Origin of the sequence: Actinomycetospora sp. (genome assembly GCF_036497585.1) — a bacterium.
Classification (GTDB): Bacteria; Actinomycetota; Actinomycetes; order Mycobacteriales; family Pseudonocardiaceae; genus Actinomycetospora.
Genome location: NZ_DASXJD010000042.1, coordinates 35,236 through 59,265, shown reverse-complemented (window position 1 = coordinate 59,265; position 24,030 = coordinate 35,236). Strand labels below are relative to the sequence as shown.

At 74.7% G+C, this 24,030-nt stretch carries 28 protein-coding genes; 18 read left to right on the top strand and 10 right to left on the bottom strand.

Going from position 1 to position 24,030, the window contains the following annotated elements; translation table 11 throughout:
- Nucleotides 1-312 precede the first annotated feature (312 nt).
- The 4 genes from VGH76_RS04090 to VGH76_RS04075 are packed head-to-tail and all read left to right on the top strand — an operon-like array spanning nt 313 to nt 2,305.
- Nucleotides 313-636 carry an excalibur calcium-binding domain-containing protein gene (locus VGH76_RS04090; RefSeq protein WP_331555336.1) on the top strand — a complete coding sequence of 108 codons (324 nt, stop codon included), beginning with the start codon at nt 313-315 and terminating at the stop codon, nt 634-636.
- A gap of 24 nt (nt 637-660) precedes the next feature.
- Nucleotides 661-876, top strand: a complete 216-nt coding sequence (locus tag VGH76_RS04085; protein ID WP_331555335.1) for a hypothetical protein — start codon at nt 661-663, stop codon at nt 874-876.
- 1 nt (nt 877) lies between these two features.
- Entirely contained in the window at nt 878-1,543 is a 666-nt protein-coding gene (locus VGH76_RS04080; RefSeq protein ID WP_331555334.1) for a class F sortase, read from the top strand.
- Between the two features lie 51 nt (nt 1,544-1,594).
- Complete coding sequence (locus tag VGH76_RS04075) at nt 1,595-2,305, top strand: phosphatase PAP2 family protein (RefSeq protein WP_331555333.1); 711 nt, start codon at nt 1,595-1,597, stop codon at nt 2,303-2,305.
- Between the two features lie 34 nt (nt 2,306-2,339).
- Here the strand turns inward: VGH76_RS04075 and VGH76_RS04070 are convergent, their stop codons facing one another.
- On the bottom strand, nt 2,340-3,083 hold the full coding sequence (locus tag VGH76_RS04070; RefSeq protein WP_331555332.1) for a class I SAM-dependent methyltransferase: 744 nt from the start codon (nt 3,081-3,083) through the stop codon (nt 2,340-2,342).
- Entirely contained in the window at nt 3,080-4,564 is a 1,485-nt protein-coding gene (locus VGH76_RS04065) for a wax ester/triacylglycerol synthase family O-acyltransferase (RefSeq protein WP_331555331.1), read from the bottom strand. The genes VGH76_RS04070 and VGH76_RS04065 overlap by 4 nt, the downstream gene beginning before the upstream one ends.
- Nucleotides 4,565-4,846: 282 nt before the next feature.
- On the opposite strand from VGH76_RS04065, the gene VGH76_RS04060 reads away from it, so the two are divergent.
- Both VGH76_RS04060 and VGH76_RS04055 read left to right on the top strand, forming a co-directional pair.
- Nucleotides 4,847-5,470 (top strand): hypothetical protein, encoded by a 624-nt coding sequence (locus tag VGH76_RS04060; RefSeq protein WP_331555330.1) that lies wholly within the window; start codon nt 4,847-4,849, stop codon nt 5,468-5,470.
- 48 nt (nt 5,471-5,518) lie between these two features.
- Nucleotides 5,519-6,400, top strand: a complete 882-nt coding sequence (locus VGH76_RS04055; RefSeq protein WP_331555329.1) for an acyl-CoA thioesterase II — start codon at nt 5,519-5,521, stop codon at nt 6,398-6,400.
- A 93-nt stretch (nt 6,401-6,493) separates the two neighbouring features.
- On the opposite strand, the gene VGH76_RS04050 is transcribed toward VGH76_RS04055, so the two are convergent.
- On the bottom strand, nt 6,494-7,387 hold the full coding sequence (locus tag VGH76_RS04050; RefSeq protein ID WP_331555328.1) for a LysR family transcriptional regulator: 894 nt from the start codon (nt 7,385-7,387) through the stop codon (nt 6,494-6,496).
- A gap of 62 nt (nt 7,388-7,449) precedes the next feature.
- Between VGH76_RS04050 and VGH76_RS04045 the strand changes: the two genes are divergently transcribed.
- The gene (locus tag VGH76_RS04045) at nt 7,450-8,490 is read left to right on the top strand and encodes an aldo/keto reductase (RefSeq protein ID WP_331555327.1); all 1,041 of its coding nucleotides are present in this window, start codon (nt 7,450-7,452) and stop codon (nt 8,488-8,490) included.
- A gap of 60 nt (nt 8,491-8,550) precedes the next feature.
- On the opposite strand, the gene VGH76_RS04040 is transcribed toward VGH76_RS04045, so the two are convergent.
- From VGH76_RS04040 to VGH76_RS04030, 3 genes are read right to left on the bottom strand one after another with little or no spacing between them, the layout of a single operon-like run.
- Nucleotides 8,551-10,107, bottom strand: coding sequence for an NAD(P)/FAD-dependent oxidoreductase (locus tag VGH76_RS04040; RefSeq protein ID WP_331555326.1), 1,557 nt, complete (start codon nt 10,105-10,107; stop codon nt 8,551-8,553).
- The gene (locus VGH76_RS04035; protein ID WP_331555325.1) at nt 10,097-11,071 is read right to left on the bottom strand and encodes an alpha/beta hydrolase; all 975 of its coding nucleotides are present in this window, start codon (nt 11,069-11,071) and stop codon (nt 10,097-10,099) included. Before VGH76_RS04035 ends, VGH76_RS04040 begins: the two co-directional genes overlap by 11 nt.
- Nucleotides 11,071-12,012 carry a diiron oxygenase gene (locus tag VGH76_RS04030; RefSeq protein ID WP_331555324.1) on the bottom strand — a complete coding sequence of 314 codons (942 nt, stop codon included), beginning with the start codon at nt 12,010-12,012 and terminating at the stop codon, nt 11,071-11,073. Before VGH76_RS04030 ends, VGH76_RS04035 begins: the two co-directional genes overlap by 1 nt.
- A gap of 125 nt (nt 12,013-12,137) precedes the next feature.
- On the opposite strand from VGH76_RS04030, the gene VGH76_RS04025 reads away from it, so the two are divergent.
- Genes VGH76_RS04025 through VGH76_RS04015 form a run of 3 tightly spaced genes read left to right on the top strand, consistent with a single transcriptional unit; the run spans nt 12,138 to nt 13,812 of the window.
- Complete coding sequence (locus tag VGH76_RS04025) at nt 12,138-12,923, top strand: TetR/AcrR family transcriptional regulator (protein WP_331555323.1); 786 nt, start codon at nt 12,138-12,140, stop codon at nt 12,921-12,923.
- The gene (locus VGH76_RS04020) at nt 12,920-13,285 is read left to right on the top strand and encodes a DUF4873 domain-containing protein (RefSeq protein ID WP_331555322.1); all 366 of its coding nucleotides are present in this window, start codon (nt 12,920-12,922) and stop codon (nt 13,283-13,285) included. The genes VGH76_RS04025 and VGH76_RS04020 overlap by 4 nt, the downstream gene beginning before the upstream one ends.
- The gene (locus tag VGH76_RS04015; protein ID WP_331555321.1) at nt 13,285-13,812 is read left to right on the top strand and encodes a hypothetical protein; all 528 of its coding nucleotides are present in this window, start codon (nt 13,285-13,287) and stop codon (nt 13,810-13,812) included. Before VGH76_RS04020 ends, VGH76_RS04015 begins: the two co-directional genes overlap by 1 nt.
- 51 nt (nt 13,813-13,863) lie before the next feature.
- Here VGH76_RS04015 and VGH76_RS04010 read toward each other — a convergent pair whose 3' ends face one another.
- Entirely contained in the window at nt 13,864-15,222 is a 1,359-nt protein-coding gene (locus tag VGH76_RS04010; RefSeq protein ID WP_331555320.1) for an FAD-dependent oxidoreductase, read from the bottom strand.
- A gap of 190 nt (nt 15,223-15,412) precedes the next feature.
- On the opposite strand from VGH76_RS04010, the gene VGH76_RS04005 reads away from it, so the two are divergent.
- Nucleotides 15,413-15,718: a hypothetical protein gene (locus VGH76_RS04005; RefSeq protein WP_331555319.1), complete on the top strand. Its 306-nt coding sequence runs from the start codon at nt 15,413-15,415 to the stop codon at nt 15,716-15,718.
- A 3-nt stretch (nt 15,719-15,721) separates the two neighbouring features.
- Here the strand turns inward: VGH76_RS04005 and VGH76_RS04000 are convergent, their stop codons facing one another.
- Nucleotides 15,722-16,444, bottom strand: a complete 723-nt coding sequence (locus VGH76_RS04000; protein WP_331555318.1) for a hypothetical protein — start codon at nt 16,442-16,444, stop codon at nt 15,722-15,724.
- Between the two features lie 261 nt (nt 16,445-16,705).
- On the opposite strand from VGH76_RS04000, the gene VGH76_RS03995 reads away from it, so the two are divergent.
- Nucleotides 16,706-16,999 carry a hypothetical protein gene (locus VGH76_RS03995; RefSeq protein WP_331555317.1) on the top strand — a complete coding sequence of 98 codons (294 nt, stop codon included), beginning with the start codon at nt 16,706-16,708 and terminating at the stop codon, nt 16,997-16,999.
- Between the two features lie 145 nt (nt 17,000-17,144).
- Nucleotides 17,145-17,411 carry a hypothetical protein gene (locus VGH76_RS03990; RefSeq protein ID WP_331555316.1) on the top strand — a complete coding sequence of 89 codons (267 nt, stop codon included), beginning with the start codon at nt 17,145-17,147 and terminating at the stop codon, nt 17,409-17,411.
- Nucleotides 17,412-17,484: 73 nt separating this feature from the next.
- Here VGH76_RS03990 and VGH76_RS03985 read toward each other — a convergent pair whose 3' ends face one another.
- The gene (locus VGH76_RS03985) at nt 17,485-17,691 is read right to left on the bottom strand and encodes a DUF2795 domain-containing protein (protein WP_331555315.1); all 207 of its coding nucleotides are present in this window, start codon (nt 17,689-17,691) and stop codon (nt 17,485-17,487) included.
- 71 nt (nt 17,692-17,762) lie between these two features.
- On the opposite strand from VGH76_RS03985, the gene VGH76_RS03980 reads away from it, so the two are divergent.
- Genes VGH76_RS03980 through VGH76_RS03970 form a run of 3 tightly spaced genes read left to right on the top strand, consistent with a single transcriptional unit; the run spans nt 17,763 to nt 20,716 of the window.
- Entirely contained in the window at nt 17,763-18,221 is a 459-nt protein-coding gene (locus VGH76_RS03980) for an HAD family hydrolase (protein WP_331555314.1), read from the top strand.
- Nucleotides 18,218-19,627, top strand: a complete 1,410-nt coding sequence (locus VGH76_RS03975; RefSeq protein ID WP_331555313.1) for a DNA polymerase IV — start codon at nt 18,218-18,220, stop codon at nt 19,625-19,627. Before VGH76_RS03980 ends, VGH76_RS03975 begins: the two co-directional genes overlap by 4 nt.
- 24 nt (nt 19,628-19,651) lie before the next feature.
- On the top strand, nt 19,652-20,716 hold the full coding sequence (locus VGH76_RS03970; protein ID WP_331555312.1) for a nitronate monooxygenase: 1,065 nt from the start codon (nt 19,652-19,654) through the stop codon (nt 20,714-20,716).
- Between the two features lie 13 nt (nt 20,717-20,729).
- On the opposite strand, the gene VGH76_RS03965 is transcribed toward VGH76_RS03970, so the two are convergent.
- Nucleotides 20,730-21,917 carry an epoxide hydrolase family protein gene (locus tag VGH76_RS03965; protein WP_331555311.1) on the bottom strand — a complete coding sequence of 396 codons (1,188 nt, stop codon included), beginning with the start codon at nt 21,915-21,917 and terminating at the stop codon, nt 20,730-20,732.
- A 142-nt stretch (nt 21,918-22,059) separates the two neighbouring features.
- On the opposite strand from VGH76_RS03965, the gene VGH76_RS03960 reads away from it, so the two are divergent.
- Both VGH76_RS03960 and mdlC read left to right on the top strand, forming a co-directional pair.
- Entirely contained in the window at nt 22,060-22,332 is a 273-nt protein-coding gene (locus VGH76_RS03960) for a hypothetical protein (protein ID WP_331555310.1), read from the top strand.
- 41 nt (nt 22,333-22,373) lie between these two features.
- The gene (mdlC, locus tag VGH76_RS03955) at nt 22,374-24,014 is read left to right on the top strand and encodes a benzoylformate decarboxylase (protein ID WP_331555309.1); all 1,641 of its coding nucleotides are present in this window, start codon (nt 22,374-22,376) and stop codon (nt 24,012-24,014) included.
- The last annotated feature ends 16 nt before the right edge of the window (nt 24,015-24,030 follow it).

Below are 24,030 nucleotides of genomic sequence, written 5' to 3'. Positions count from 1 at the left end.
AGCTCGTCGCGATGCTCGACGCGGGCGTCTCGATCTGCCTGCGCGAGAGCCCCGCCCGCCTCGTCGCCGGCCACATGCTGGCCCGGCGACGCCGTGGCGGGCACCGCCGGCGGACTCGCGTGGAGGACTGACCAACCGGTTCGGCCGTCCGGTGTAACGCTTGCCCGGATTGCGTGCGATGCGAGGTCGACGGTCCCGCGGGGTGGCGGGACGGGAGACCGAGGAGCACGGACGGATGAGGGCTGGCACGAGGATTCGCGCAGCAGCGGTGCTGATGGCGGGTCTGGTGGGCGCGGCGACCTGGCGAGCAAGGTGAACGCCCCGGCCGGCTCGGAGGCCACCCTCGGCCAGCAGTTCGCCGACTTCTGCGGCGGTCTCCCTGCGGCCTCGACCGCGTCCCTGACCGATCTGATCACGGCCCTCACGAACCTGCTGACATCGTTGCAGGCGACGCCGGCGCCGTCCTCGGGCAACACGAACACCACGCCGATCCACACCTTGTGGGGCGAGCTTCCCGCGTCGTTCTGGGACCTCGACTGCTCCCAGCTGACCTACGACGAGGCGCAGGCGGTCCTCCACGCCGACCCGTCCGACCCGAACCGTCTCGACGGGGACCACGACGGCATCGCCTGCTAGCGCAACGCCCACGACTACGCGAAGGTGTGCGACGACTACGTCGGTTATCCGGTGGGCGGCGTCGCGACCGGCGACTCCGCACCCGTCGTCGCTCCCGGCCTCGCCGCGGCCCTGGCGGGGCTCGCCCTCGCGACCTTCGCGGGGGCGAGGGTGGGCCGGCCCGAGGACACCGCCGAGCACTCCGAGGAGACCGCCGAGGACGCCGACGCGGGCGACCTCCTGACCGCCGGGGAGCGCTGACGTGCCGACGGAGACCCTCGAGCGCGGGACCACTCGCCCCGCATCGCGCGCCGGACGCGTCGCCTCGGTGCTCACCACGCTGATCGTCGTCGCCCTCGCCGGGATCGCCCTCGTCGCCGTCGTCACCGGCGGACCCGGCTCGGCTCGCACCGGTCCGGCGACGGCGACGGTGCCCGCGAGCGCCCCCTCCGAGGCGCTGCCGCTGGCGACGTCCTCGCCGACCGGGATCGAGATCCCCGCGATCGGCGTGACCCGCGACTCGATCATGAAGCTCGGTTTCAACGAGGACCTCTCGCTGCAGATCCCGCCGGACGCGGCCACCGTCGGGTGGTTCTCGCGGGGTGCGGCTCCGGGGACGTCCGGCCCGGCAGTGTTCGCGTCCCACATCGACTACGCCGGCAGGAAGGGCGGCTTCGCCGACATCTCGCAGCTCGCGTCGGGCGACGAGATCGTGGTGCACCGCGTGGACCGGACGTCGGTCGTCTTCACCGTCGACCGGGTGGAGCGGGAGTCGAAGCAGGCGTTCCCGACGGCGGCCGTGTACGGCCCGACGGCCCGCCCGGAGATTCGGTTGATCACCTGCGGTGGGGCGTTCGACGCGGCGACCCGGAACTACGAGGACAACGTCATCGTCTTCGGGCACGCGGAGCGTGCGTACCAGGGCTGAACCAGGCCTGGTTCTCACGGAATCATCAGGTCCGGCGGGGACCCTGATTGCATGACGTCCGCCGGAACGATCGCCACGCGGCCCACCGTCCCGCTGCGCCCGCTCCCCACCGGGAGGGCCCCGAAGTCGGGAGGGTGGGCCGCGCGCGTCGTGGGCGGGGTGCTGCTCGGGGCGGCGGGCACGCTGGTGGTCGTCTCGAGCTGGGTCCTCCTGGTCGCCGACGACCACGGGCGCCGGATCGACCACGCGCTCATGCTCGCCGTCGAGGACCGCTTCTCCGGGGCGCAGGGCCGCCTGCTCGACCTGCTGGGCCTGGTGAACGTGGCCTCGGTGGGGCTCGTGCTGCTGGTGCTCGCCGGGATCGCGCTGCTGCGACGGCGGCCGGGTGCGGCGGCGGCCGGGGTGGTGCTGGTGCTCGCCACGCAGGCGCTGACCCAGGGCCTGAAGTCGGTCCTCCCGCGCGAGGGCTCGGCGGAGAACTCGCTGCCCAGCGGCCACGTCACCGTGATCACGGCGCTCGTCGTCGCGGCCTTGCTGGCCCTCCCGGTGGCGTTGCGCTGGGTGGCGGGGCTCGTCGGGGTGGTGCTCGTCGCGGGCGCCTCGGTCGCCGTGATGGCGGTCGGCTGGCACCGGCCGGGCGACGTGGTCGCGGCGTTCGGGGTGGTCGCGGCGGTCGGTGGGGTGCTGCTGCTCGTCGACGGGGTGCGGCGCGCGGTCGTGAGGGAGCGGCCCGGCCCCGGGCCGACGATGTCCCGATACTGACAGGTGTCAGCGATGGTCCGTCGCCGACACGGCCTCAGCCCGGCGCGCGCGCATCCACGAGCCGGAGGCCGCCGAGCGACCGCTCCGCCACCCCGGTCCAGCCGCGCGAGCGCATCTCGCCGGAGAGGTCACCCGGCCCGAACAGCCGCGCCTGCCCGAACCGCGCCAGCGTCTCGGTGAGCGGCCGCAGCGGACCCGGCGCGTGCGCCGGTACCGCGATCGCGACCGGCCCGCCCGGACGCAGCACCCGGGCCATCTCCTCCAGGGCGGTGCCGAGGTCGGGCACCAGGTGCAGGCACAACGAGCAGGACATGGCGTCGACGGTGGCGTCGCGCAGCGGCAGGTCCATCGCGTCGACGCGGGCGAAGTCGACGCATGCGTACGGCGTCGAGCGGGCGGCGCGCGCGAGCATCGGCACCGAGAGGTCCGCGGCGATCACCAGCCCGTCGCGCCCGACCGCGCGCGCCAGCCGCCGGGTCAGCGTCCCCGGCCCGCAGGCCAGGTCCAGCACGGTCTCGCCGCCGACCAGGCCCAGGCGCTCGTCGACCCGGTAGAACGCCCGCAGGTTCCGCCCGCCCAGGAGGTCGGGGACCACGCCTTCGAGCCGGTCGCCCACGGCGAGCAGCCCGTCGTACCCGCTCGCGCCCCCCTCGCTCTGCCAGACGTCCTGGACGCGCCCCCGCGAGCCCGGCCGGCCGGCGACGAGGTCCAGCCACGGCCCCGTCGTGTCCGACGGCGGGTGGGCGAGCAGCTCGAGCAGGCGCCGACGAGCGCTCACGAGTCCGCCTGCGCGAGCACCTCGAGCTCCGCGACCACGAGGTCGGCCAGGCGGGGCAGGTCGGGGACCAGTTCCGCGTCGGCCACCAGACCGACGTCCACGAACCCGGCGTAGCTCTGCACCGTCATGTTGAGGCCCTGGCCGTCGGCGATCGCGGACACCGGGTAGTAGTGCCGGGCCCGGGCTCCCGCCATGTAGAGCGGCTCCTTCGGCCCGGGGACGTTGGAGACGATGACGTTGAACGGCAGCACCCCGTTGGTGGCCCAGCGGGTGGTGGCGCGGCTGATCAGCGTGGTGATCGCGGGCGTGCCGAGCTCGACGCCGTCCGGGGCGAGCGCGGCGGGCGTCGCGGCGAACACCGCCTTGGCGGTCTTGAGCGAGCGGTGCGCGGCGGTCAGCCGCTCGCGGGGGTCGGCGACGTCGGTCGGCAGCGAGGCCACGGTGCCCGAGACCCGGTTGGTCCACATGTCGGGCTCCTCGCCGGTGCGCAGCGAGACCGGGATGAGGGCGGTCAGCGGCTGGTCCGGTAGCGCACCGTGCTCGAGCAGGTAGGTCCGCAGCGCGCCGGCACAGGCGGCCACGACGACGTCGTTGACGGTCGCCTCGTGCTCCTTTCCGGCGGCCTTGACGTCGGCGAGCGGGACCGAGCGGCGGGCGAAACGGCGGTAGCGGCTGATCGCGGCGTTGAACGGGGTCGCGGGCGCGGGCGCCGCGGGCAGCCGCGGCGGGTCGGCGTCCGGGTCGCGCTCGCGCCCGAGGTTGAGGACCTCGCCGACCGGCCCGCGCAGCGAGCGGCGGACGCGGTCGGCCAGGTCGATGACGGCGGGCTGGCGCGTCGCGGCCGCGAGCTGCTGGCCCGCGCGGGCGGCGAGGAGCAGCGCCCGCCCGGGGCGGGTCACCCCGTGCCAGGCGGCGCGCCCGAGCACGTCGACGGTCGACGGCGGGTCCTCCGGTCGCCACGCCCCGGCGTCGGCGGGCCGCTCGGCGTCGGGGGAGTCGTCGAGCATGAGCGTGAGCAGCTCGGCGCCGGACGCGCCGTCGACGGCGGCGTGGTGGACCATCGTGAGCAGCGCGAACCGGCCGTGCGGGGACTCCTCGGTGGGCGCGAGCCCCTCGATGACGTGGGAGACCCACAGCGGGTGGTCCCGGTCCATCGGGCCCGCGATCAGGCGGCCGACGAGGGTGTCGAGCTGCTCGTCCGTGCCGGGCGGGGGCACCGCCGAGTGCCGCACGTGGAAGTCGAGGTCGAAGTCCGGGTCGGAGATCCAGTAGGGGTGGTCCAGCCCGAGCGGCACCTCGACGAGACGACGGCGCAACGGCTCGAGCAGGTGCAGCCGGTCGGCGAGCTGGCGGCGCCAGGCCGTGAACGGCTGGAAGTCCGGATCCGGTCGGTCGAGCACGACGAGCTGGCTGATGTGGAGGGCCTGGTGCTCGTCCTCGGCAGCGAGGAACGCCGCGTCCAGACCCGAGAGCTGCTGCACCCGTTCCTCCTCCACGACCACGGTGTCGACGACGGGCGGGTCGTGTCCGCGCCGCCCGAGCGGTGAGTCTGGTCGGTCCACGCGACGGGGGCCAGCCGACGACCCGTTGTGATCAACAACCACGCACAGTGACTGTGGCGGTCACCGCGGGCGTCACCCGTAACGGGAACGACGTGGGCGCGTTGGGTGCGGTGAGTGGTCATGCGCTCGTGTGCGCATGACGGCCCGGCGTCATTCGGGAGACGGCGGCAACTCCCCCCGGAACACGAGGAGAGAAGTCACATGGCCCGCGCCCGTCACGCGATGCATGCGCACCCGCTGCGCAGCAAGGGCGTCGTCGTGGGGATCCCCGTCGCAGCAGCCGTGGCGTTCGGGGCGCACACCGTCCTCGGCGTCACCCCGCTCTCGGACCAGCACGGCACGCAGACGTCCTCGGCGACGCCGCAGGTCGGCACGTCGACGGCGAGCGGAGGTGCCCCGGTGCAGTCCTACGGCCTTGCCACGGCCCCGCCGCCCACGACGCTGGGCCTGCTGTCCGCGCCAGCCACCGCGCACGGGTCGGCCCCGGCCTCGTCGGGGTCGTCCACGTCCTCCCCGGTCACCGGGCACCACGCGGAGGCGGCGACGCAGACCGTGCCCGTCCCCCAGCCCGCTCCCGCTCCGTCGATCATGTCCTTCACCCCCGCCGCCCCGCCGGGGGCCGCCCCCGCGGCCGCGGCCCCGGTGCGGGAGGTCGCCGCGCCGGCGTCGCACACCGAGACGCCGGGGGCGGCGGCGGAGGCCGGCCCGGCCCCGGCCGCGGCGCACGACGACGCGCAGTCCTCGGACAGCGGGTCGACGGGCGGCTCCCTCCTCGGGCTGGACCTGGCCGGCACGAAGGTCTCGGTGCTCTCGTTCGGCGAGTGATCACGCCCTGATCGACAGGGCGGGCGCCGGACGAGAAGATGCCGCGCCATGAGCAAGGCGCTCGACGAGCTGGTCGACGACGTGCTGGACCTCGAGGACATCGAGCGCGACATCTTCCGGGGGCGCAGCCCCCAGGAGTCGCTGCTGCGGGTCTTCGGCGGGCAGGTCGCGGCCCAGGCGATGGTGGCCGCGGGCCGGACGGTCGCTGACGACCGCGCGGTGCACTCCCTGCACGGCTACTTCCTGCGCCCGGGGGACCCGCACCGGCCGATCGTCTACGAGGTCGACCGGACCCGGGACGGCCGCTCATTCACCACGCGGCGCGTCACGGCGGTGCAGCGCGGCGAGGCGATCTTCACGATGTCCGCCTCGTTCCAGGTGCTCGAGGAGGGCGTCACCCACCAGGCGGAGATGCCCGAGACGCCCGGCCCCGACGGCCTCGATCGGCGCGACCGCCCGCCGGTGCCGTCGCCCGAGCCGGCGTACACGACCACCGGGCGGGCGCTCACCTGGCCGCTGGACGTGCGCTACGTCGACCACGCCCCCTGGGACTTCGCCACCGCCCCGGTCGCCCGCAACCGGGTGTGGCTGCGGGCCGACGGCGAGCTACCGCCCCCCTCCGACCCCCGGGGACGGCTGCTGCACGCCTGCGTGCTCACCTACGCCAGCGACCTGACGCTGCTCGAGGCGGCGCTGCTCCCGCACGTCGAGGGCGGGGTCGCCTCGCGGCAGGTCGACGTCGCGAGCCTGGACCACGCGGTGTGGTTCCACCGCCCGTTCCGCGCCGACCACTGGCTGCTCTACGTGCAGGAATCCCCGAACGCGGGCGGCGGGCGCGGGCTCGCGACCGGCCGGCTCTACGCCTCGGACGGGACACTCGTGGCCTCGGTGGTGCAGGAGGGCCTGATCCGGCGGCGGCGCAACCGGTAGGTGCGCTCCGGGCCCCGTCCCCCGCCCCGGGTTCCGCCCCCGTGGCAGCAACGGCACGTTCCTGGCATCTGACGTCAGGACGGCGCCGGTCACTCACCCGGCCTGACCGGCCAGCGCACCCACGGCCGCCGTCACCAGCTCCCGGTCGTCCCCGCGACGCCAGGCGACGGCGAGCTCGCACGGCGCGAGGTCGGGTACCGGCCGGCACACCACGTCCGGCCGGGCGAGCAGGCGCGCGTTCCCCTCGGCGAGCAACGCCACCCCGACCCCGGAGGCCACCGCCTCGATCGCGCCCTCCGCGGTGTCGGCCTCCACCGCCACCCTCGCCGGCGCCGACCGCTCCGCCGAGGCCAGCCAGAACTCCCGCAGCGCCCCCGCCGCCCGCGGCAGCGCGACGAACGGCTCGTCGGCCAGCTCGGCCATCGTCACCTCGGCCCGGGCCGCCAGCGGGTGGTCCGCGGCCAGCGCGACCCACCGCGGCTCCCGAAGCAGCACCCGGGCCTCGACGTCGGGGGCGACCAGCGGCAACCACACGAACGCCACGTCGACGCTGCCGTCGGCGAGTCCGGTGCTCGCGTCCGACCAGCTGATCAACCGCACCTGCATGCTCGCGCCGCGCTCCCGGGTGGCCTCGAGCAGTCGCCGGGTGAGGTCACGCCCGACGGCGGTCTGCAGCCCGACGAGCAGGGTCGGCGCCGCCCCGGCGCGGCGCACCTCGGCCCGCACGGCCGCCCAGTCCTCGACCATCCGCCGCGCATGCGGCAGCAGCGCCTCGCCCTCCGGGGTCAGGGCGAGCCCGGTCGACCCCCGCTCGAGCAGCCGGACCCCGAGCCGCGTCTCCAGCGCGCGGACCTGCTTGGAGAGCGCCGGTTGGGAGACGAAGAGGGCCTCGGCGGCGCGGGTGAAGCTGGCCGCGTCGGCCACCGCGACGAAGTAGCGCAGGTCGCGCAGGTGCACGTCCCCCGAGGGCGACGACGGCGTGCTCATGACCGATGGTTATCACGGCCGGTCTTGGACGTGCGACGGCCGCGGCCCGAGGCTGGGACGCCATGAGCGCACTGCCCAGCCGCACCCTCGGCGATCTGTCCGTCTCGGCCCTCGGCGTCGGGGCGATGGTGCTCTCGCCCGGGATGTACGGCGAGATCGACGACCAGACCGGCGAGGCCGCCCTGCGCGCGGCCGTCGACGCCGGCGCCACCCTCGTCGACACCTCCGACGGCTACGGCGCCGACGGCCACAACGAGCGCCTCGTCGGGCGCGCCCTCGCGCCGGTCCGCGACGAGGTCGTCATCGCCACGAAGTTCGGGATGCGGATTCCCGACGGCGAGCCCGGCCACCGGTTCCGCGTCGGGCTGGAGTTCGGCGAGCTCGCCGTCAACGCCGACCCGCGCCTGGTCCGGGGCTACGCCGAGCAGTCGCTGCGGGCGCTGGGCACCGACCGCATCGACCTCTACTACCCGCACTTCCCCGACCCCGAGATCACCATCGAGGACACCGTCGGCGCCGTCGCCGAACTGATCGAGGACGGCACAGTGCGCCACCTCGGCCTGTCCAACGTCGACGCCGCCACGCTGCGCCGCGCCCACGCCGTGCACCCGGTGAGCGCCGTGCAGACCCAGTGGGCCATGTGGCACCGCCCCGACCCGGCCCTGCTCGAGACCGCCGACGAGCTCGGCGTCGGGATCGTCGCCTGGAGCCCGTTGGGCAGCGGGTTCCTGACGGGGGCGGTGTCCGCTCTGGCCGAGGGCGACTTCCGCAACAACATCGACCGCTTCGCGCACCTGGCCGCCAACAACGACCGCTACGCCCCGGTGCGCTCCATCGCCGAGGAGCTCGGCATCAGCCCGGCCCAGCTCGCGCTCGCCTGGCTGCTCCACCAGCACCAGCACGTCGTCCCGATCCCCGGCAGCCGCACCCCGGCCCACATCGTCGAGAACCTCGACGCCGCCCGCGTCCGCCTCGGCGACGACGAGCTCGCCCGGGTCGACCGCGCGCTGGCGGAGTTCAGCCCGAAGGGCGGGGTCGACGTCTTCGGCGGTTCCTCGTGGTCCCGAAAGCACGAACGGCCGGTTCGTGACCTTCTTCGGTGACGAACCGGCCGTTCGTGCGGTCCGGGGCGGTCCGGGGCGGTCCGGGGCGGTCCGGGGCGGTCAGGGTGCGACCGGCAGCGCCTCCCGCGTGCCGTTCGGGGACCGGACGGGCGGCCCCGTCGTCGGGAGCCCGAAGTCCGACGCGCGGCCGAAGAGCTCGTAGTCCTCGGCCCGGAAGCGGCGGGTCTCGGCCCAGTACCGGACGGTGAAGCCCGGCCAGATGGTCCGGTTCACCCCGGCGGCGTCGAGGTACCAGCTCGTGCAGCCGCCCCGGGTCCAGATGCCCTTGCGCAGCCGGTGCTGGACCGCCGCGTTGGACCGGGTCTGCGCCTCCGAACGCACGTCCAGCCCGCTGCACCCGGCGTCATGCACCGCCGCGATCGCCTGCGCCACGTACCGCGTCTGGCATTCGATCATGAACACGACGGAGTTATGGCCCAGCCCGGTGTTCGGCCCGAGCAGGAAGAACAGGTTCGGGAAGTCGGTCACGGTGATGCCGTAGTGGGTCGCCATCCCGTGCTCGGCCCAGGTCCCGCGCAGTGTGCGCCCGCCGCGGCCGGTGATCGCGATCCCGTCGAAGGCGTCGGTGACGTGGAACCCGGTGCCGTAGACGATCACGTCGGCCGGGTGCTCGACCCCGGCGTGGTCGACGATCCCGGTCTCGGTCACCTCCGCGATGCCGGAGGTGACGACGTCGACGGTCGGGCGCGCGAGGGCGGGGTAGTAGTCGTTGGAGACCAGCACCCGCTTGCACCCCAGCGAGTAGCGCGGCGTGAGCTTCTCGACGAGGTCCGGGTCGGAGACCGCGTGCTCGATGTGCTTGCGCGCGAGCCACTCGGCGGGGCGCAGCAGCTCGGGGCGGCTCATGAAGCCGATCGCCCGGGACTCCAGGGCGGCGTAGAGCGCGGCCCGGTAGGCGCGCTGCAGGGCCGGGACCTTGGCGAAGAGCGCGCGACGCGTCCGGCCGATGGGGTGATCACCCTTGGGCAGCACCCAGGCGGGGGTGCGCTGGAAGAGCGTCACCCCGGCCGCGACCGGCGCGATCTGCGGCACGAACTGGACCGCGCTCGCCCCCGTGCCGACCACGGCGATCCGCTTGCCGCGCAGGTCGACGTCGTGGCGCCACTGCGCGGAGTGGAACGCCTCGCCGCGGAAGCGCTCCGCGCCGGGCAGCGAGGGGATCGAGGGCAGGTGCAGGGCGCCGACCCCGGAGATCAGGAACCGGCACCGGTACTCGCCGTTCGTGGTGTGCACCTCCCACGTCCGGGTCTCCTCGTCCCAGGTGGCGCCGGTCATCTCGGTGGCGAACCGAACCCGGCGGCGCAGGTCGTGGTGGTCGGCCACCCGCTCGAGGTAGGCGCGGATCTCCGGCTGGGGGGAGTAGGAGCGCGACCAGTCCGGGTTGGGGTCGGTGGACAGCGAATACATGTGCGACGGGATGTCGCACGCGCAGCCGGGATAGGTGTTGTCCCGCCAGGTGCCGCCGACGCCGGCGGACGCCGGGGCCTTCTCGAGCAGCACGACGTCGCGGACCCCGGACCGCGCCAGCGCCAGCGCCTGGCCGAGCCCGGCGAACCCGGTCCCGACGACGACGACGTCGTGGAATTCAGCCGGCAACGCGCGTCTCCCTCGACGTGTTGTTGGGCGCCGCGACGGTGGCGGCCTCGAGCAGCCCCTGCAGGTGTGCGGCCACCTCCTGGGAGCGCTCGAAGGTGATCATGTGGCCGGCGCCGGGCAGGACGACGATCTCGGCGTCGGGCAGCGACGCGGCGATGGTGCGGGCGTGGTCGGGCGGGCAGAGCCGGTCGCGGGTGCCGACCAGGACCACCGTCGGGAGCCCGCGCAGCGCCGCGAGCGACGACGTCCGCCGGTGCTCCCCGATGGAGGCGCGGAACGCGGCCACCGCGACCGGGTCCGCGGCGAAGGTCTGCTCGGCGACCGAGAGCACGTCGGCGCGCCGCGGGTGGCGGCCGAAGACCAGCCGGCGCACCACCGGGGCCAGCGCCACGGACCGGCTGTGGACGCCGTCGCCCTCGGGGTCGGCTCGGTGCACCGGTGCACGGTCCCCGACGGAGGCCAGGAACGGCATGATCACCCGCTCGCCGCGGGCGACGAACGCGCCGCGGCGGCCGGGGATCCCCAGGCGCATCTCGGCCATGTCGTCGCTCGCCGTCGCGACGAAGCCCGCCGCGCGCACCCGCTCGCGCACGAGGTCGGGGTGGCGCTCGGCGAGGGCCATCAGCGTCATGCCGCCCATCGAGTGCCCCGCCAGCACGATCGGGCCCTCGACGTGGTCGGTGATGATCGCCGCGAGGTCGTCGGCGGCCCGCCCGATCGTCGCGCCCTCGCGGCCCGGGGACTCCGAGCCGCCGTGCCCGCGGTGGTCGTAGCGCAGCACCGGCGCGCTCACCCCCGCGCGGCGCAGGTCGCCCAGCACCCGGTCCCAGGTCCGCAGGTCCTGCGACCAGCCGTGGGCGAGGACGAGGGTCGGCTCGCCGGGGCTCGGGACGCCCGAGCGGGCGACCCGCAGGCTGATGCCCGTGGCGAGCCCCAGCGGGCCGACGTCTTCGCTCGTCGTCATCACGTCTCCAGCAGGAACGACTTCTTCCACAGCGCCCGCCCCGGCCCGGCGAGCATCCCGGCCTCGTCGAGGAAGGCCATGATCTTCTCGCCGCCGAACCGGATCATCTCGCGGTGGTGCGGGTTCGCGAGCGCGGTGCGGTGTCCCTCACGGGGGTCGATCCCGACGGCGGCGTAGACCTTCGGGTTGATCAGGCTGCGCACGACGAAGAACGAGGTGAGCGCGCACGTGAACCGCTGGTAGGCGAGCTCGGCGCGGTTGAGCTCGGCGATCCCGCGGGTCACCTCGTCGCGGGCGAAGGCGACGTGGCGCGCCTCCTCCACGATGTGGATGCGGTTGACCTGGCGCATGAGCGGCTGGATGGCGTCGTCGTGCGCCTGCTCGCGCTGCAGCCGGTCGAGCACCTCCTCGGCCACGAGGATCGACGCGTAGGCCGCCGGACCCCAGTTGAGCACCGAGAACAGCTTGCCGAGCTGGTGGACGGCCGGGACCGCGCCGTAGGGCTCGACCCCGGCCCGGGCCACGAGCCGCGCGAACATCTGCGAGTGCCGGCACTCGTCGGCGACCTCGGTGAGCGCCCACTGGGCGCGCGGGGTGGTGGGGTCGTCGGCGTAGAAGTCCTTGAGCAGCCGCTGCATGAGCAGCGTCTCGAACCACAGCCCGACGCTCGCGACGCTGCACGCCTCGTGCTTGCCGAGCTCGACGCGCTGCTCGGGGGTCATCCGGTCCCACAGCGCGGTGCCGTAGAGCGACACCCGGTGCTCGGGCATCCAGAGCGCGCCGTCCACCAGGGGCGCGTCCCAGTCGATGTCGACCCCGGGGTCGTAGGACTTCTTCGCCGCCGAACGCAGCAACCGGGCGGCCGTGGCAGCCGGGTCCTTCGTGGCGGCGTCCCCCTCCCCGGCTCGGGAGGTCTTCTGGGGCACGGCGGGCGCCGACATGGGCGATCGTCCTTCCCGGTCCTGCGACGGTGACGGATGGGGATCAGGTGCGGCCGACACCGCGTATCCCCAACGTTGTGTACGTCTTACTGCTGGTAACTGTAACCAGTGGTAGCATCCGCACCATGACGGAGGGTGTCAAGCCGAACCGGGGGAGTGAGCCCCCGTCACGTGACGGGCGTCGCACCCGCTGGACGAAGCACCGCCAGGAGCGCCGGGCGGAGTTCGTCGAGGCGGCGATGTGCGTGCTCGCCGAGATCGGGCCCGAGTTCGGGATCGAGCAGGTGGCGGTCGAGGCCGGCGTCACCAAGCCGGTGCTCTACCGGCACTTCTCCGACAAGGCCGACCTCGTCGAGGCGATGGGCGAGCGGGCGACGGAGATCCTGCTGGACCGCCTGATCCCGGCGCTGAACTCCGAGGAGGCCCCGCTCCCTCGGATCCGCAAGTCGATCGACGCGGTGCTGGGGACGCTCGAGGAGTACCCGAACCTCTACTGGGTGCTCGCCCGGCAGGGGCACGGTGGCGACGCGGTCGTCCGGGCCGACAAGGAGATCATCGCGACGGCGCTGTCCGCGCTGCTGGGCGACTACCTGCGCGCCTTCGGGCTGGACTCCGGTGCCGCCGAGCCGTGGGCCTACGGCGTCGTCGGGCTGGTCCAGAACACCGCGGAGTGGTGGCTCGAGCGCCGGTCGATGAGCCGCGACTCCGTCACCGAGTACCTGACGACGCTGGTGTGGGCGGCCATCGACGGCTTCGCCCGCCAGCGCGACGTCGTCATCGACCCGAACGTGCCGCTCGAGATCAACCGGGTGATCCAGCTGTCGCCCGGCTCCACCTCCGGCGCACGATCCGGGACGCCCGACACCGACCCGACGGGAACCGACGCCGAGCCAGGGAGCGGACAGCGATGACGTCACCGACCGACGAGCACCCCCACGAGGAACACCAGGAGGACGAGGACGGCTACCGCGGTCCCGCCTCGGTGCGCCTGGAGAGCGCCGACGCGGAGCCCTTCGAGGTCGAGGTGACCCTGCGCGGGCACTTCGAGCCGCTGGACGGGCGCTACCACTGGTACGGCCGGGTCGCGGTGCACGCCGGGCTCGAGGCCGCCCTCGGCGGCAAGAAGGCGACCGGGCTGCTGACGACGCCGCACGGCGAGGCCGTGGGGGAGCTCTCCGACGTCGACCCGTGGGGCCGCTACCGCATCGTCGGGACGAGCACCCCGCCGTTCGCGGTCGGCGCCCGCGACGAGCTCGCGGCGGGGACCACGTGATGGCCGACCGGGACGCCGTGGTGGCGGCGATCGCGACGCCGGAGCGGGCGGTCCGGGACATCGGCGGTCTGATCGGCGACCGGGTCTCCTTCGGCCCGGTCACCGCGGGGCCGGGCGGCATGGCGACCGCCCACGCGAACGGGGTCGTCGGCCGGCTGCGGGGCCGGCACGGCACCCGGGCCGGGCGCACCGAGGTCCACGTACCCGTCGATCTCGACGTGCGGGTCGAGATCGGTGCGCGCAACGTGCCGGTCGAGGTGGGGATGACGGTCCGGGTCGGGCTGGACGCATGCCTCGCGCAGGGGGGCGAGCACATCGTGGTCGAGGTCGACGAGATCGGGCCCGGCGACATCGCGCTGGAGACGCACGCGCGCGGGGTCGGCGGGGTGTTCGTGCGCCGGCTCGGCAACCTCGACGCCGAGATCCGCCACCACGTGATCGGCTTCGTCAGCGGCCTGCTCGACACCCCCGAGGCCCGCGAGCTCCGCTACATCCCGCTCGAGGAGGAGGGCGAGGAGACGGCGTAGGTGCGCTTCGCGCACGTGAGCACTTTTCGGTGCTATAGCGCCGAAAAGTGCTCACGTGCGCTCGCGCACCAACGACATGAACTCCGACCGGTCGACGACCTTCACCCGCGGCCGGCCGCCGCCCTCCCCGGCGGCGCGCTCGTGGGCGTCGATCGCCTCCCACCCGTCGAGGTCGACCAGCTCCGGGCAGCGCTCCGAGAGCCACTCCTCGACCTCTTCGGCGGAGGCGATCGTGGCGTCCTCGCGGGCGCCGGAGGCGAGGTCGGCGAGCAGCGCGCGCACCGTCTCGTTGGCGTCCTTGCGGTTGGTGCCGATGATCCCGGTGGGGCCGCGCTTGATCCAGCCGACGACGTACTCGCGCTCGCGCCCCTCGATGCGCCCCTCGGTGTGCGGGATCGTCCCGGAGGCCTCGTCGAACGGGACGCCCGGCAGGGCCACCCCGCGGTAGCCGACCGCGCGCAGCACCAGCCCGCACTCGACGGTCTCCCGCTCCCCGGTGTCCACCGGGCGCACTCGGCCGTCGTCGTCGGTCTCCAGCCGGTTGACCGCGAGCTCGACACCGGTGACGGGCCCGTCCTCGCCCTCACCGAGGATCTCCACCGGGGACCGCAGGAACCGGAACTCCATCGCGCGCCCGGCGTCCGGCGCCGGTCCGGCCTCGGCCCACCGGCGGAAGAGCTCGACGTTGCGCCGCGTCGCCTTGGGGAGGTCCTCGTCGCCCGCCGCGTCCGGCAGCTGCGCGGGGTCGACGTTGATCGCCAGCCCCTCGATGTCGTCGAGCTCGCGCAGCTCGGTGGTGGTGAACGCCGCCTGGACCGGCCCCCGGCGGCCGCAGACGACCACCTCCCGCACGCCGGAGCCGGCCAGCGCCTCGATGGCGTGGTCGGCGGTGTCGGTCGGCCGCAGGTCCTCCTCGGGGAGCAGGAGCATGCGGGCGACGTCGAGCGCCACGTTGCCCGCCCCGATCACCACCGCGCGCTCAGCGCCGAGGTCGGGGGCGAGGCCCACGTAGTCGGGGTGGCCGTTGTACCAGCCGACGAAGTCCACCGAGGCGTGGCTGCCCTCGCGGTCCTCGCCGCCGATCCCGAGCCGGCGCTCGGTCTGCGACCCGACGGCGTAGATCACCGCGTCGTACCGCTCGAGCAGCTCGGAGGCGGTGACGTCCTCCCCGAGGCAGACGTGGCCGAAGAAGCGGAACCCGGGCCGCGCCGCGATCTTGTCGTACTGCCCGCTCACCGACTTGATCTTGGGATGGTCCGGCGCCACCCCGGCGCGCACGAGACCCCACGGCGTTGCGAGCCGGTCGAACATGTCCACGCGGACCGGCGGGTCGGTGGAATCCAGCAGCGACCCGGCGGCGTAGAAGCCGGACGGCCCGGAACCGACGATCGCCACCGCGTGCGTGCGCATGTCCCCGATCCTGTCGGACGACGTGACCCGTCGCACCCCGCGCCGGGCGCCGGGCCCTCCGCGGCGCGCCACGCCGACGATCGGTGGAGCCCTCGAGGACGGCGCGTCGGAAAAGGGTCCTCCATCGAGTCATCACTCCATGCGGCGACCGGGCTGTGGAGCCCGTCCACCTGCGCCGACGATGTCCTTGATGATCGAGATGGGACGCCTCGCCCGTGACGGCGACGACTGCTGGGGCCCGGCCTCGTGGCGTGATGACGCCTGGCGCCGCGGGAGGGACGTCCTCGACGCCTACGACGAGGACCGCGTCCTCTCCGAGGAGCTCGCCGACGACCTCGTCAACGAGCTCGCCGGACGGGCCGTGGGCTCCCGCCGTCGTCCGGACGCCGACCGGGCCTGGCGCCCCGGCATGCTCGCCGGGGCCGGCGTCGAGGGGCGGGGCGGACGTCGTCGCCGGCCGCACCTCACGCTCGTCGCGGGTGGGCGCGACGGCTGAGCGTCACCGCTTCACGGCGGCGAGCACCACGTAGTACAGCTCGGTGCCGGCCATCGAGAGCCGGTGCCGGAAGCGGCGCCGGAGGACGACGCTCGTGTCCTCGAACCCGGCGAGCATGCCCTCGACGTCGGGCACGTCGTGGTCCCCGGTCTCCGGTCCGCCGTCCTTGAGCGTCAGCGCGATCACCGAGTCGGCGGGGAACGCCGACCACAGCTCCGCCAGCGCGTCGACCGGCACGTGCCCCTCGCCGACCGCGCCGGCGGCGACGAGCGCGTTGAGCCGCTCCTCGCGCACCAGCCGGGCCACCTGCTCGCCCTCGAGCCGCTCGCCGACGAGGTAGTGCGCGTAGAGCCCCGGGCGGTCGCGGTGGGCGGCGTCGCGCGCCTCGTCGATGCCGTCCGCGCCCACGACGACGGTGACCCCGCGGGCGGCCAGCTCCTGGCCGACGACGCCGTTGCCGGCTCCGAGGTCGAAGGCGCGCAGGTCCGCCGGGGGCACCCCGATCGACGACCCCGCCTCGACCAGCGCGTCGGCGACGGTGGCGGGCGAGGCGCACTGCAGCCGGTGCTGCACGACCTCCTCGTAGAGCCCGGGCACCGAGTACACCGTGGCGTAGTCGTGCAGGACGACCTCGCGGGTCTGGTCGCCGTGGTGCAGCACGAAGCGTTCCTCGCCCTGGCGGCGGCCGGGGGTGGGGTCGAGGTCGACGGTGAACGGGGCGGTCATCGGGCTCCTCGGTGAGCGGGTGTCTGGGCGCGGCGCGGCCGGAGACTCCCGTCACGGCCGGACCGGTGGCCATCGTCGCGGGCACAACCTCCGAACGGACAGGTGATGTGTCGTTGCTCCCGCGGTCGTTTCCTCCTGGCTCCCGGGCGGTCACCCTGAGTACGTGCGCCAGGGCGTCGCCGAGGCCGCCGCGCATGCAGCTCGGCCGACGGCCACGTGGCGCCCTCATCGGGGCCCGCGGGCCCGACTCCAGGAGGCGCCATGAGTGCTCCCCCGTCCGGTGCCACCACCGACGCTCCCGACCGGCCCGCCGACGACCTCGCGGCGCGCCGTCCCACCGAGGCGGTCGCGGCGCTCATGCGGCCGGCCGCCTCGCCCCGGGCCGCCCAGGTCTCGACCGAGGACCGGGAGCACGCGGCCACCGTCGTCGCCCACCTGCTGCACCGCGAGTGCGCGGAGTGGAGCTGGACGTCCCACCGGTCGGACGCGCACCGCGCGGACGCCCGCCGGATCGTCGGGGCGCTGTGCCGCGAGGGCTGGTCGCCGGCGGCGTAGCCGGGGCGGTGTCGCCAGGCCCGGTGGCAAATGCTGCTGGTTGTCTCGTCCCGAGACGGAACCCGTTAGTCTGATGCGCCGATCGGCGCAAGCTCGGACGTGTTCCGGTGGTGTGCACGGCACCGACCGGCGGAGAGGATTCGTCGTGGGGACGTGGGACGTCGACGGTCGGCAGGTCCGGGAGGTCAGCCGACGGTCGGGCGCGGTGTGGACGTGGCAGTCGGACGCCCCGCAGCCGATCGAGTACGAGATCGAGTGGGTCGAGGAGAAGGACATCTTCCTCTACGGCAGCCGCGTCAAGCCCGGCGGCTGGAGCGTCAGTCGGCTCGACCCCGCCGTCTGGACGAACGACGGGACGCTGGAAGGCGCCCGCGAGGTCGTGGAGCAACGACTCCCGACGATGCCGCGCTGAGGGTCGGCGCCGAGGACCGGCGCTGAGGCCGGCGGCGCGGCCCGGGCCGTGTCGGCCCGGACCGCGGACCACCTCAGGAACCGCCGAGCGCGCCCGCCTGGCTCAACTTCTCCATGACGGCGTTCGGGCCGTCGAACTGATCCTTGTCGAGGCCGCGGAGGGTGTCGACGAGCTGGTCGTCGGCCCCCTTGTCCTTGGCGTGGTCGGCGAGCTGCTCCGGGCTGCCCGGGTACTGGAATCCCCCGAGGGACTTCTGGACCTGCGTGACGTCGTAACCCATGGGCGCGGATTGCCCCCGTCGGCCGCGTGCAACCGCCCCGGCGCGGGTGACGGGATGGGATCCTCGTGACCGTGGACTCGCCCTGGGCGTGTGTGGTGTGGGACCTCGAGGGCACGCTGCTCGAGCGCGGCGGGCTGCGTCCGGTGGCCGGGGTGGCGGCGGTCCTCGCGCGGTGGGCCGGGGCGGGCGTCGAGATGGCCGTGGCGACGTCGGCGTCGACGCCGAGCGCGCGGCGGGTCGTCGACCGGCTCGGGTGGGCCCGGTACTTCGGGCACGTCGCGGGGAGCGCACCCGGCGTCGTCGGGAAGGACGCCGTCCTCACCGAGGCGCTCCTCGGCCTCGGCCGGCTGCTGCCCGACGGCGTCAGCAACGCCGCGATGGTCGGCGACTCGGCGGAGGACGTGTGGGCCGCCCACCGGGCGGGGCTCACCGCCGTCGGGGTCACCTGGAGCGGCACGCCCGCCGCGGTGCTGGCCGAGGCCGACCTGCTCTGGGCCCGGCCCGACGCGACGTGGCACCCGCCGTCGTGAGCGGTGGCGGGGTGGGCCGGGGGCGGTGGGTGGTCCACCTCGACCTCGACTCCTTCTTCGCCTCCGCCGAGCAGCTCACCCGCCCGACGCTGCGGGGGCGCCCGGTCCTCGTCGGCGGGCTGGGGCCGCGCGGGATCGTCGCGGGCGCGTCGGGAGAGGCGAAGGCCCACGGTGCCCGGTCGGCGATGCCCATGGCGCAGGCGCGGCGCCTGGTCCCGCACGCGGTCGCGCTGCCGCCCCGCACGGCGGTGTACCGCACGCTCTCCGAGGCCTTCTTCGGCGTGGTCCGGGCCGCGGCTCCGGTGCTCGAGCAGGTCGCCTACGACGAGACCTTCGCCGAGCCGGAGGCGCTGGCGGGCGCGCCCGAGGAGGAGGTGCGCGCCTGGGCGGAGACGGTGCGGGCGGACGTCCGGGCGGCGACGGGGCTCGCGGTGTCGGTCGGGGCGGGATCCGGCAAGCAGGTCGCGAAGATCGCGTCGGGGCTCGCGAAGCCGGACGGGGTGCACGTCGTCGCGCACGGCGGCGAACGGGGCCTGCTCGACCCGCTACCGGTGCGCGCGCTGTGGGGGATCGGGCCGGTGGCCGAGACGACGCTGGCCCGCGCGGGCGTCACCACGGTGGCCGCGCTGGCCGCGCTCGAGCTCTCGGAGGTGACGGCGCTGCTGGGCTCGGCGGTCGGGACCGGGCTGCACCGGCTCGCGCGCGGGATCGACGACCGCGCGGTCACCGAGCGCGGCGAGGCCAAGCAGGTCAGCGCGGAGACGACGTTCGACACCGACCTCTCCGACGTCGCCGTGGTCCGGCGGGCCGTCGCCGAGCTCGCCGGGTCGGCCCACCGCCGCCTGGTGGCCTCGGGACGGGCGGCGCGGACGGTGACGGTGAAGGTCCGCGGCGGCGACTTCGCGACCCACACCCGCTCCGAGACCACCGCGGTGGCCTCGACCGACCTGCCCGTTCTGGCCGAGACCGCCCAGCGGCTCGCGGTGGCCGCGCTGCCGGACGCGGGGGTGCGGCTGGTCGGGGTGTCCTACGCGGGCCTCACGACGGCGGTGCAGGGCTCGCTGTTCGAGGATGCACCGGGCCGCGTCGCGGGGCCCGGTCCCGTCGAGGACCCGGAGACGGGCGGGACGCGCCGGGCCGCCGTCGTCGGGACGCCTCCCGAGGACCGCCTGGCCGACGACGACCGCCTGCCCGACGACGAGCCCGCGCCCGATCCCGCGCGGGAGTGGCGCACCGGGGACGACGTCACCCACCCCGAGCACGGCCACGGGTGGGTGCAGGGTGCCGGGCACCGGCGTGTGACGGTGCGGTTCGAGACCCGCTCGACCGGACCCGGACGGGCGGTGACGTTCGCGGGCGACGACCCGGAGCTGGCGCGGGCGGACCCGCTGGGATCCCTGACCTGAGCAACGAGACCGAGGAGGAGTCCGATGACGGAGGTGTCGCGGCGTGTCGCGGCGTTCTGCGAGCGGTACGGCCTGGACGTCCCGATCGTCCAGGCGCCGATGGCGGGTGCCTGCCCGCCGGACCTGGCCGTGGCGGTCGCCGAGGCGGGGGGGATGGGCGCCGACGGCGCGGTCCTCGACTCCCCGGAGGCGATCGGGGACTGGGCGCGGCGGTTCCGCGAGGGCTCGTCGCGGGCGTTCCAGATGAACCTCTGGATCCCGGACGAGACCTCGTCCGCGGACTCCGGGGAGGAGCCCGCCCGACGGTTCCTCGAGCGGTTCGGCAGCCCGGGCGAGGTGGGGGGAGCGGCACCCGTGTTCACCGAGCAGTGCGACGCGCTCCTGGCGGCCCGTCCCACGGTCATCTCGTCGATCATGGGCCTGTTCGAGCCGGCGATGGTCGAGCGCATCCACGCCGCGGGAATCGCGTGGTTCGCGTGCGCGACCACGCTCGAGGAGGCCCTCGCCGCCGAGCGGACCGGCGCCGACGTGGTGGTCGCGCAGGGCGTCGAGGCCGGCGGGCACCGCGGCACGTTCGACCCGGACGCGGCCGGGCGGACCGGGGTCGGGCTGCTCGCGCTCGTCCCCCAACTCGTGGACGCGCTGCGCGTGCCGGTGGTGGCGACGGGTGGGATCGCGGACGCACGGGGGGTCGCGGCCGCGCTGATCCTCGGCGCGAGCGCCGTGCAGGTGGGAACGGCGTTCCTCCGGTCACCGGAGGCCGGGATCGCGGCGGCCTGGTCGGAGCAGCTCGCCGCGGCCGCGCCGGAGACCTCGGTCATCACGCGGGCCTACTCGGGGCGCCCGGGGCGGGCCCTGCCGACGCACTACGTCCGGGCGTGGGCGGCCGACGGCGCGCCTCCTCCGGCGGGCTACCCGGTGCAGCGGGCGCTGGTCGGGCAGTGGCGGCGCGGTCAGCCGACGGGGGAGGGCATCGACCGGACCAACCACTGGGCGGGTCAGGCCGCCCGGCTCGCGGCCACCGAGTCCGCCTCGGTGATCACCCGCGAGCTGTGGAGCGGAGCACGTGAGTACTTGTGGTCGTCATAGCCACCAGAACTACTCACGAGCCGAAGGCACCTCTGAGTTCGGCGACGAACAGCTCCGGCTCCTCCAGCGAGGCGAAGTGCCCGCCGCGGTCGAGGACGTTCCAGTGACGCAGGTCGGTGTAGCGCGCCTCGACCCAGGAGCGCGGCATCTTCGCCATCTCCGCCTGGAAGATCGACACGGCCGAGGGCACGGTGACCGGCGCCGACCGGTCCACGCCCCCGAAGCTCTCCCAGTAGATCCGCGCCGACGACGCTCCCGACCCGCCGAACCAGTACACCGCCACATTGTCGAGCAGACGTTTCCGTGGCACCGAGGGGTCCAGCGTCGCGCCGCCGAACGTCCACACCCCGAACTTCTCGGCGATCCACGCGAGCTGGCCGGCCGGCGAGTCGACCAGCCCGTACCCGAGGGTCTGCGGGCGGGTGCGCTGCTGGGCGGAGTAGCCGCTGCCGACCTCGCGGAACTCCCGCGCCTGCGCCAGCCACTGCTGCTCGAGCTCGGGCAGGTCCTCGGTGCGTGCGCCCTCCGGGCGGTCGGCGAGCGGCATCGTCGTGTGGATCGCGGCGACGCGGTCGGGGTGACGGACGCCGAGCGCGGTCGTCACCATCGCGCCCCAGTCGCCCCCCTGGGCGAGGAAGCGGGGGTAGCCCACACGGTCCATCAGCTCGACCCAGGCGTCGGCGATGTGGTCGACGCCCCAGCCCGTCGTGGTCGGCTTGTCCGAGAACCCGAAGCCCGGCAGGGACGGCGCGACCACGTGGAACGCCGGATCCGACGGGTCGGCCGGGGTGGTCAATGCGTCCAGGACGTCGAGGAACTCGACCACCGAGCCCGGCCACCCATGGGTGAGCAGCAGCGGCTGCGCGTCGCTCCGTGGTGACTCTGCGTGCAGGAAGTGGATCCCGAGGCCGTCGATGACGGTGCGGTACTGCCCCCGGGAGTTGAGCTCGTCGGCCAGGGCGTGGACGTCGTGCTCCTCGAGCCAGGCACGACACAGTTCCGCCACGGTGGCCGTCGGGATGCCCTGCGACCAGTCGTCGACCGGCTCGGGCTCCGGCAGCCGGACCCGGCGCAGCCGTTCGTGCAGGTCAGCGACCTGGTCAGCCGGGATGTCGAGCACGAAGGGCACGACATCGCGGGTCGCGCCGAGGGGCGTGGTGGCGGAGGGGGCGTCACGGGACACGGCAGCGTCGCGGGACATGGCGGGCACGCTAGACGGCTGCCGGTCACGCTGCCGTACCGGCCACCGGATGGGGTGTCACCCCCGCACGCCGTCGTCGGAACCCGATCCCCCGAAGGTGGCAACTTCTGCCCGCGACGTCACACGGCCCGTCATCGTGGCGATGAACGGAGCGGAGGTGATCATCGTGCTGAACGAACGGCCCGCGACGCTGCTGGCGGCAGTCGCGGATCTCGACGAATGCGACGGCTACGTGGTGCTGGTCTTCGACCCGGAGACCGGCGAGATGGACGCACACGGTCCCTACGAGGGGGTCGCGGCCACGCTCCGGGCGGAGGAACTGCGCCGCGCCTTCGACGGCGACGACCTGTCCGACGTCGTCGTGCGCGTGAGCAGGCTGCACCTGCCCGCACAGGTGCCCCACCAGGTCTGGTGATCCGCTGGTGATCGCGCGCCCCAGGGGGTAGACCCTCGGGCGTGACGACCGACGCGCAGCGCAGCGGAGCCGGACCCACGTGCACGGTGCGCGAGGCGGCGCTCGAGCTGTTCAGGGCCCACGGGATGACCACGGTCTTCGGCAATCCCGGCTCGACCGAGCTCCCGATGCTCCAGCAGTTCCCCGACGACTTCACCTACGTGCTGGGGCTCCAGGAGGCGGCCGTCGTCGGGATGGCCGACGGGTACGCCCAGGCCACCGGCCGTCCGACCCTGGTCAACCTGCACACCGCGCCCGGCGTCGGGAACGCGGTCGGCGCGCTGGTCAACGCGGCCGCCAACAAGACCCCGCTCGTGGTCACCGCGGGCCAGCAGGTCCGCCCGATGATGACCCTCGAGGCGCTGCTGACCAACCCGCGCGCCACCGAGCTCCCGGCGCCGACCGTCAAGTTCGGCGCCGAGCCCCCGCGCCCACAGGACGTGCCCGCGACGCTCGCCCGGGCCATCCACCTGGCGACCACCCCGCCGATGGGACCGGTCTTCGTCTCGATCCCGATGGACGACTGGAACGTCGAGCTCACCGGCCCCGACCTCGAGGTCGCCCGGCGCGCCGCCGCACGGACCGTGCGCACCGCCCTGCTGCCGGACCCCGCCGACGTCGACCGGATCGCCGCGGCCCTCGACGGCGCGTCGGCGCCCGCCCTGGTGTTCGGCGGCGACGTCGACGCGGGCGGCGGCTTCGACGACGCGGTGGCGCTCGCCGAGCGCTGCTCGGCCGCGGTCTACGGCCCGCCCGCCGACGGCCGCGTCGCCTTCCCCGAGGACCACCCGCTCTTCCGCGGCAGCCTGCCGATGGCGATCGCGCCACTGGCGGACACGCTCGAGCCCCACGACGTCGTCGTCGTGCTCGGCACCGCCGTCTTCCGCTACTACCCCTACGTCCCCGGCCGGCTCCTGGCCGAGGGGACGTCGCTGCACCACGTCACCGCCGACCCCGACCAGGCCGCCCGTGCCCCGATGGGTGACGCGCTCGTGGCGGACCCGACGGCGGTGGTGCGGGCGCTGGTCGAGCGGGTCGCGGCGTCGTCGCGCGCGGTGCCGGGGGAGGCACCCGCCGTCGGGAAGGCCCAGACCTCGGCCACGCCCGGGACGCTGAGCGCCGAGGAGGTCTTCGACGCCGTCGACGCGGTATGGCCGGTCGACGGGGTGGTCGTCGACGAGTCGCCGTCCAACCGGGCCGCGCTGCACGCGCGCCGCCCGGTGCGCCGCCCCGGCAGCTCGTTCTTCACGACGTCGGGCGGGCTCGGGTTCGGGCTGCCGGCGGCGGTGGGGGTGGCGCTGGCGAACCGCGAGCGGCCGGTGCTGGCGGCGATCGGGGACGGCTCGATGCAGTACTCGATCCAGGCGCTCGCGACGGCGTCGGCGCTCTCGGTGCCGGTGACGGTGCTGGTCCTGGAGAACCGCGAGTACGCGATCCTCAAGTGGTTCGCCTCCCGGGAGAACACCCCGAAGGCGCCCGGGCTGGACCTGCCCGCGGTCGACTTCAGCGCGCTGGCCGCCGGGTACGGGGTGTCGGCCGAGGCCGTGACCACGATCGACGAGCTGCGCGCCGCCCTCGAGCGCGGCCGGGACTCCGACGGCCCGCGGCTCGTGTCGGTGCCGATCGGGCGTGCTTCGGGCTGACGCCCTCGTGCGTGCG

Bases quoted from the DNA above. Each gene is read 5' to 3' on its own strand.
- VGH76_RS04015 (WP_331555321.1), top strand. From the start codon at position 13,285: ATGGCCGACCGGGACGCCGTGGTGGCGGCGATCGCGACGCCGGAGCGG.
- VGH76_RS04050 (WP_331555328.1), bottom strand. From the start codon at position 7,387: ATGAGCACGCCGTCGTCGCCCTCGGGGGACGTGCACCTGCGCGACCTG.
- VGH76_RS03995 (WP_331555317.1), top strand. From the start codon at position 16,706: ATGAGTGCTCCCCCGTCCGGTGCCACCACCGACGCTCCCGACCGGCCC.
- VGH76_RS04030 (WP_331555324.1), bottom strand. From the start codon at position 12,012: ATGTCGGCGCCCGCCGTGCCCCAGAAGACCTCCCGAGCCGGGGAGGGG.
- VGH76_RS03970 (WP_331555312.1), top strand. From the start codon at position 19,652: ATGACGGAGGTGTCGCGGCGTGTCGCGGCGTTCTGCGAGCGGTACGGC.
- VGH76_RS04025 (WP_331555323.1), top strand. From the start codon at position 12,138: ATGACGGAGGGTGTCAAGCCGAACCGGGGGAGTGAGCCCCCGTCACGT.
- VGH76_RS04000 (WP_331555318.1), bottom strand. From the start codon at position 16,444: ATGACCGCCCCGTTCACCGTCGACCTCGACCCCACCCCCGGCCGCCGC.
- VGH76_RS04055 (WP_331555329.1), top strand. From the start codon at position 5,519: ATGAGCAAGGCGCTCGACGAGCTGGTCGACGACGTGCTGGACCTCGAG.
- VGH76_RS03985 (WP_331555315.1), bottom strand. From the start codon at position 17,691: ATGGGTTACGACGTCACGCAGGTCCAGAAGTCCCTCGGGGGATTCCAG.
- VGH76_RS04035 (WP_331555325.1), bottom strand. From the start codon at position 11,071: ATGACGACGAGCGAAGACGTCGGCCCGCTGGGGCTCGCCACGGGCATC.
- VGH76_RS04060 (WP_331555330.1), top strand. From the start codon at position 4,847: ATGGCCCGCGCCCGTCACGCGATGCATGCGCACCCGCTGCGCAGCAAG.
- VGH76_RS03960 (WP_331555310.1), top strand. From the start codon at position 22,060: ATGAACGGAGCGGAGGTGATCATCGTGCTGAACGAACGGCCCGCGACG.
- VGH76_RS03965 (WP_331555311.1), bottom strand. From the start codon at position 21,917: ATGTCCCGCGACGCTGCCGTGTCCCGTGACGCCCCCTCCGCCACCACG.
- VGH76_RS04005 (WP_331555319.1), top strand. From the start codon at position 15,413: ATGATCGAGATGGGACGCCTCGCCCGTGACGGCGACGACTGCTGGGGC.
- VGH76_RS04010 (WP_331555320.1), bottom strand. From the start codon at position 15,222: ATGCGCACGCACGCGGTGGCGATCGTCGGTTCCGGGCCGTCCGGCTTC.
- VGH76_RS04075 (WP_331555333.1), top strand. From the start codon at position 1,595: ATGACGTCCGCCGGAACGATCGCCACGCGGCCCACCGTCCCGCTGCGC.
- VGH76_RS04045 (WP_331555327.1), top strand. From the start codon at position 7,450: ATGAGCGCACTGCCCAGCCGCACCCTCGGCGATCTGTCCGTCTCGGCC.
- VGH76_RS04020 (WP_331555322.1), top strand. From the start codon at position 12,920: ATGACGTCACCGACCGACGAGCACCCCCACGAGGAACACCAGGAGGAC.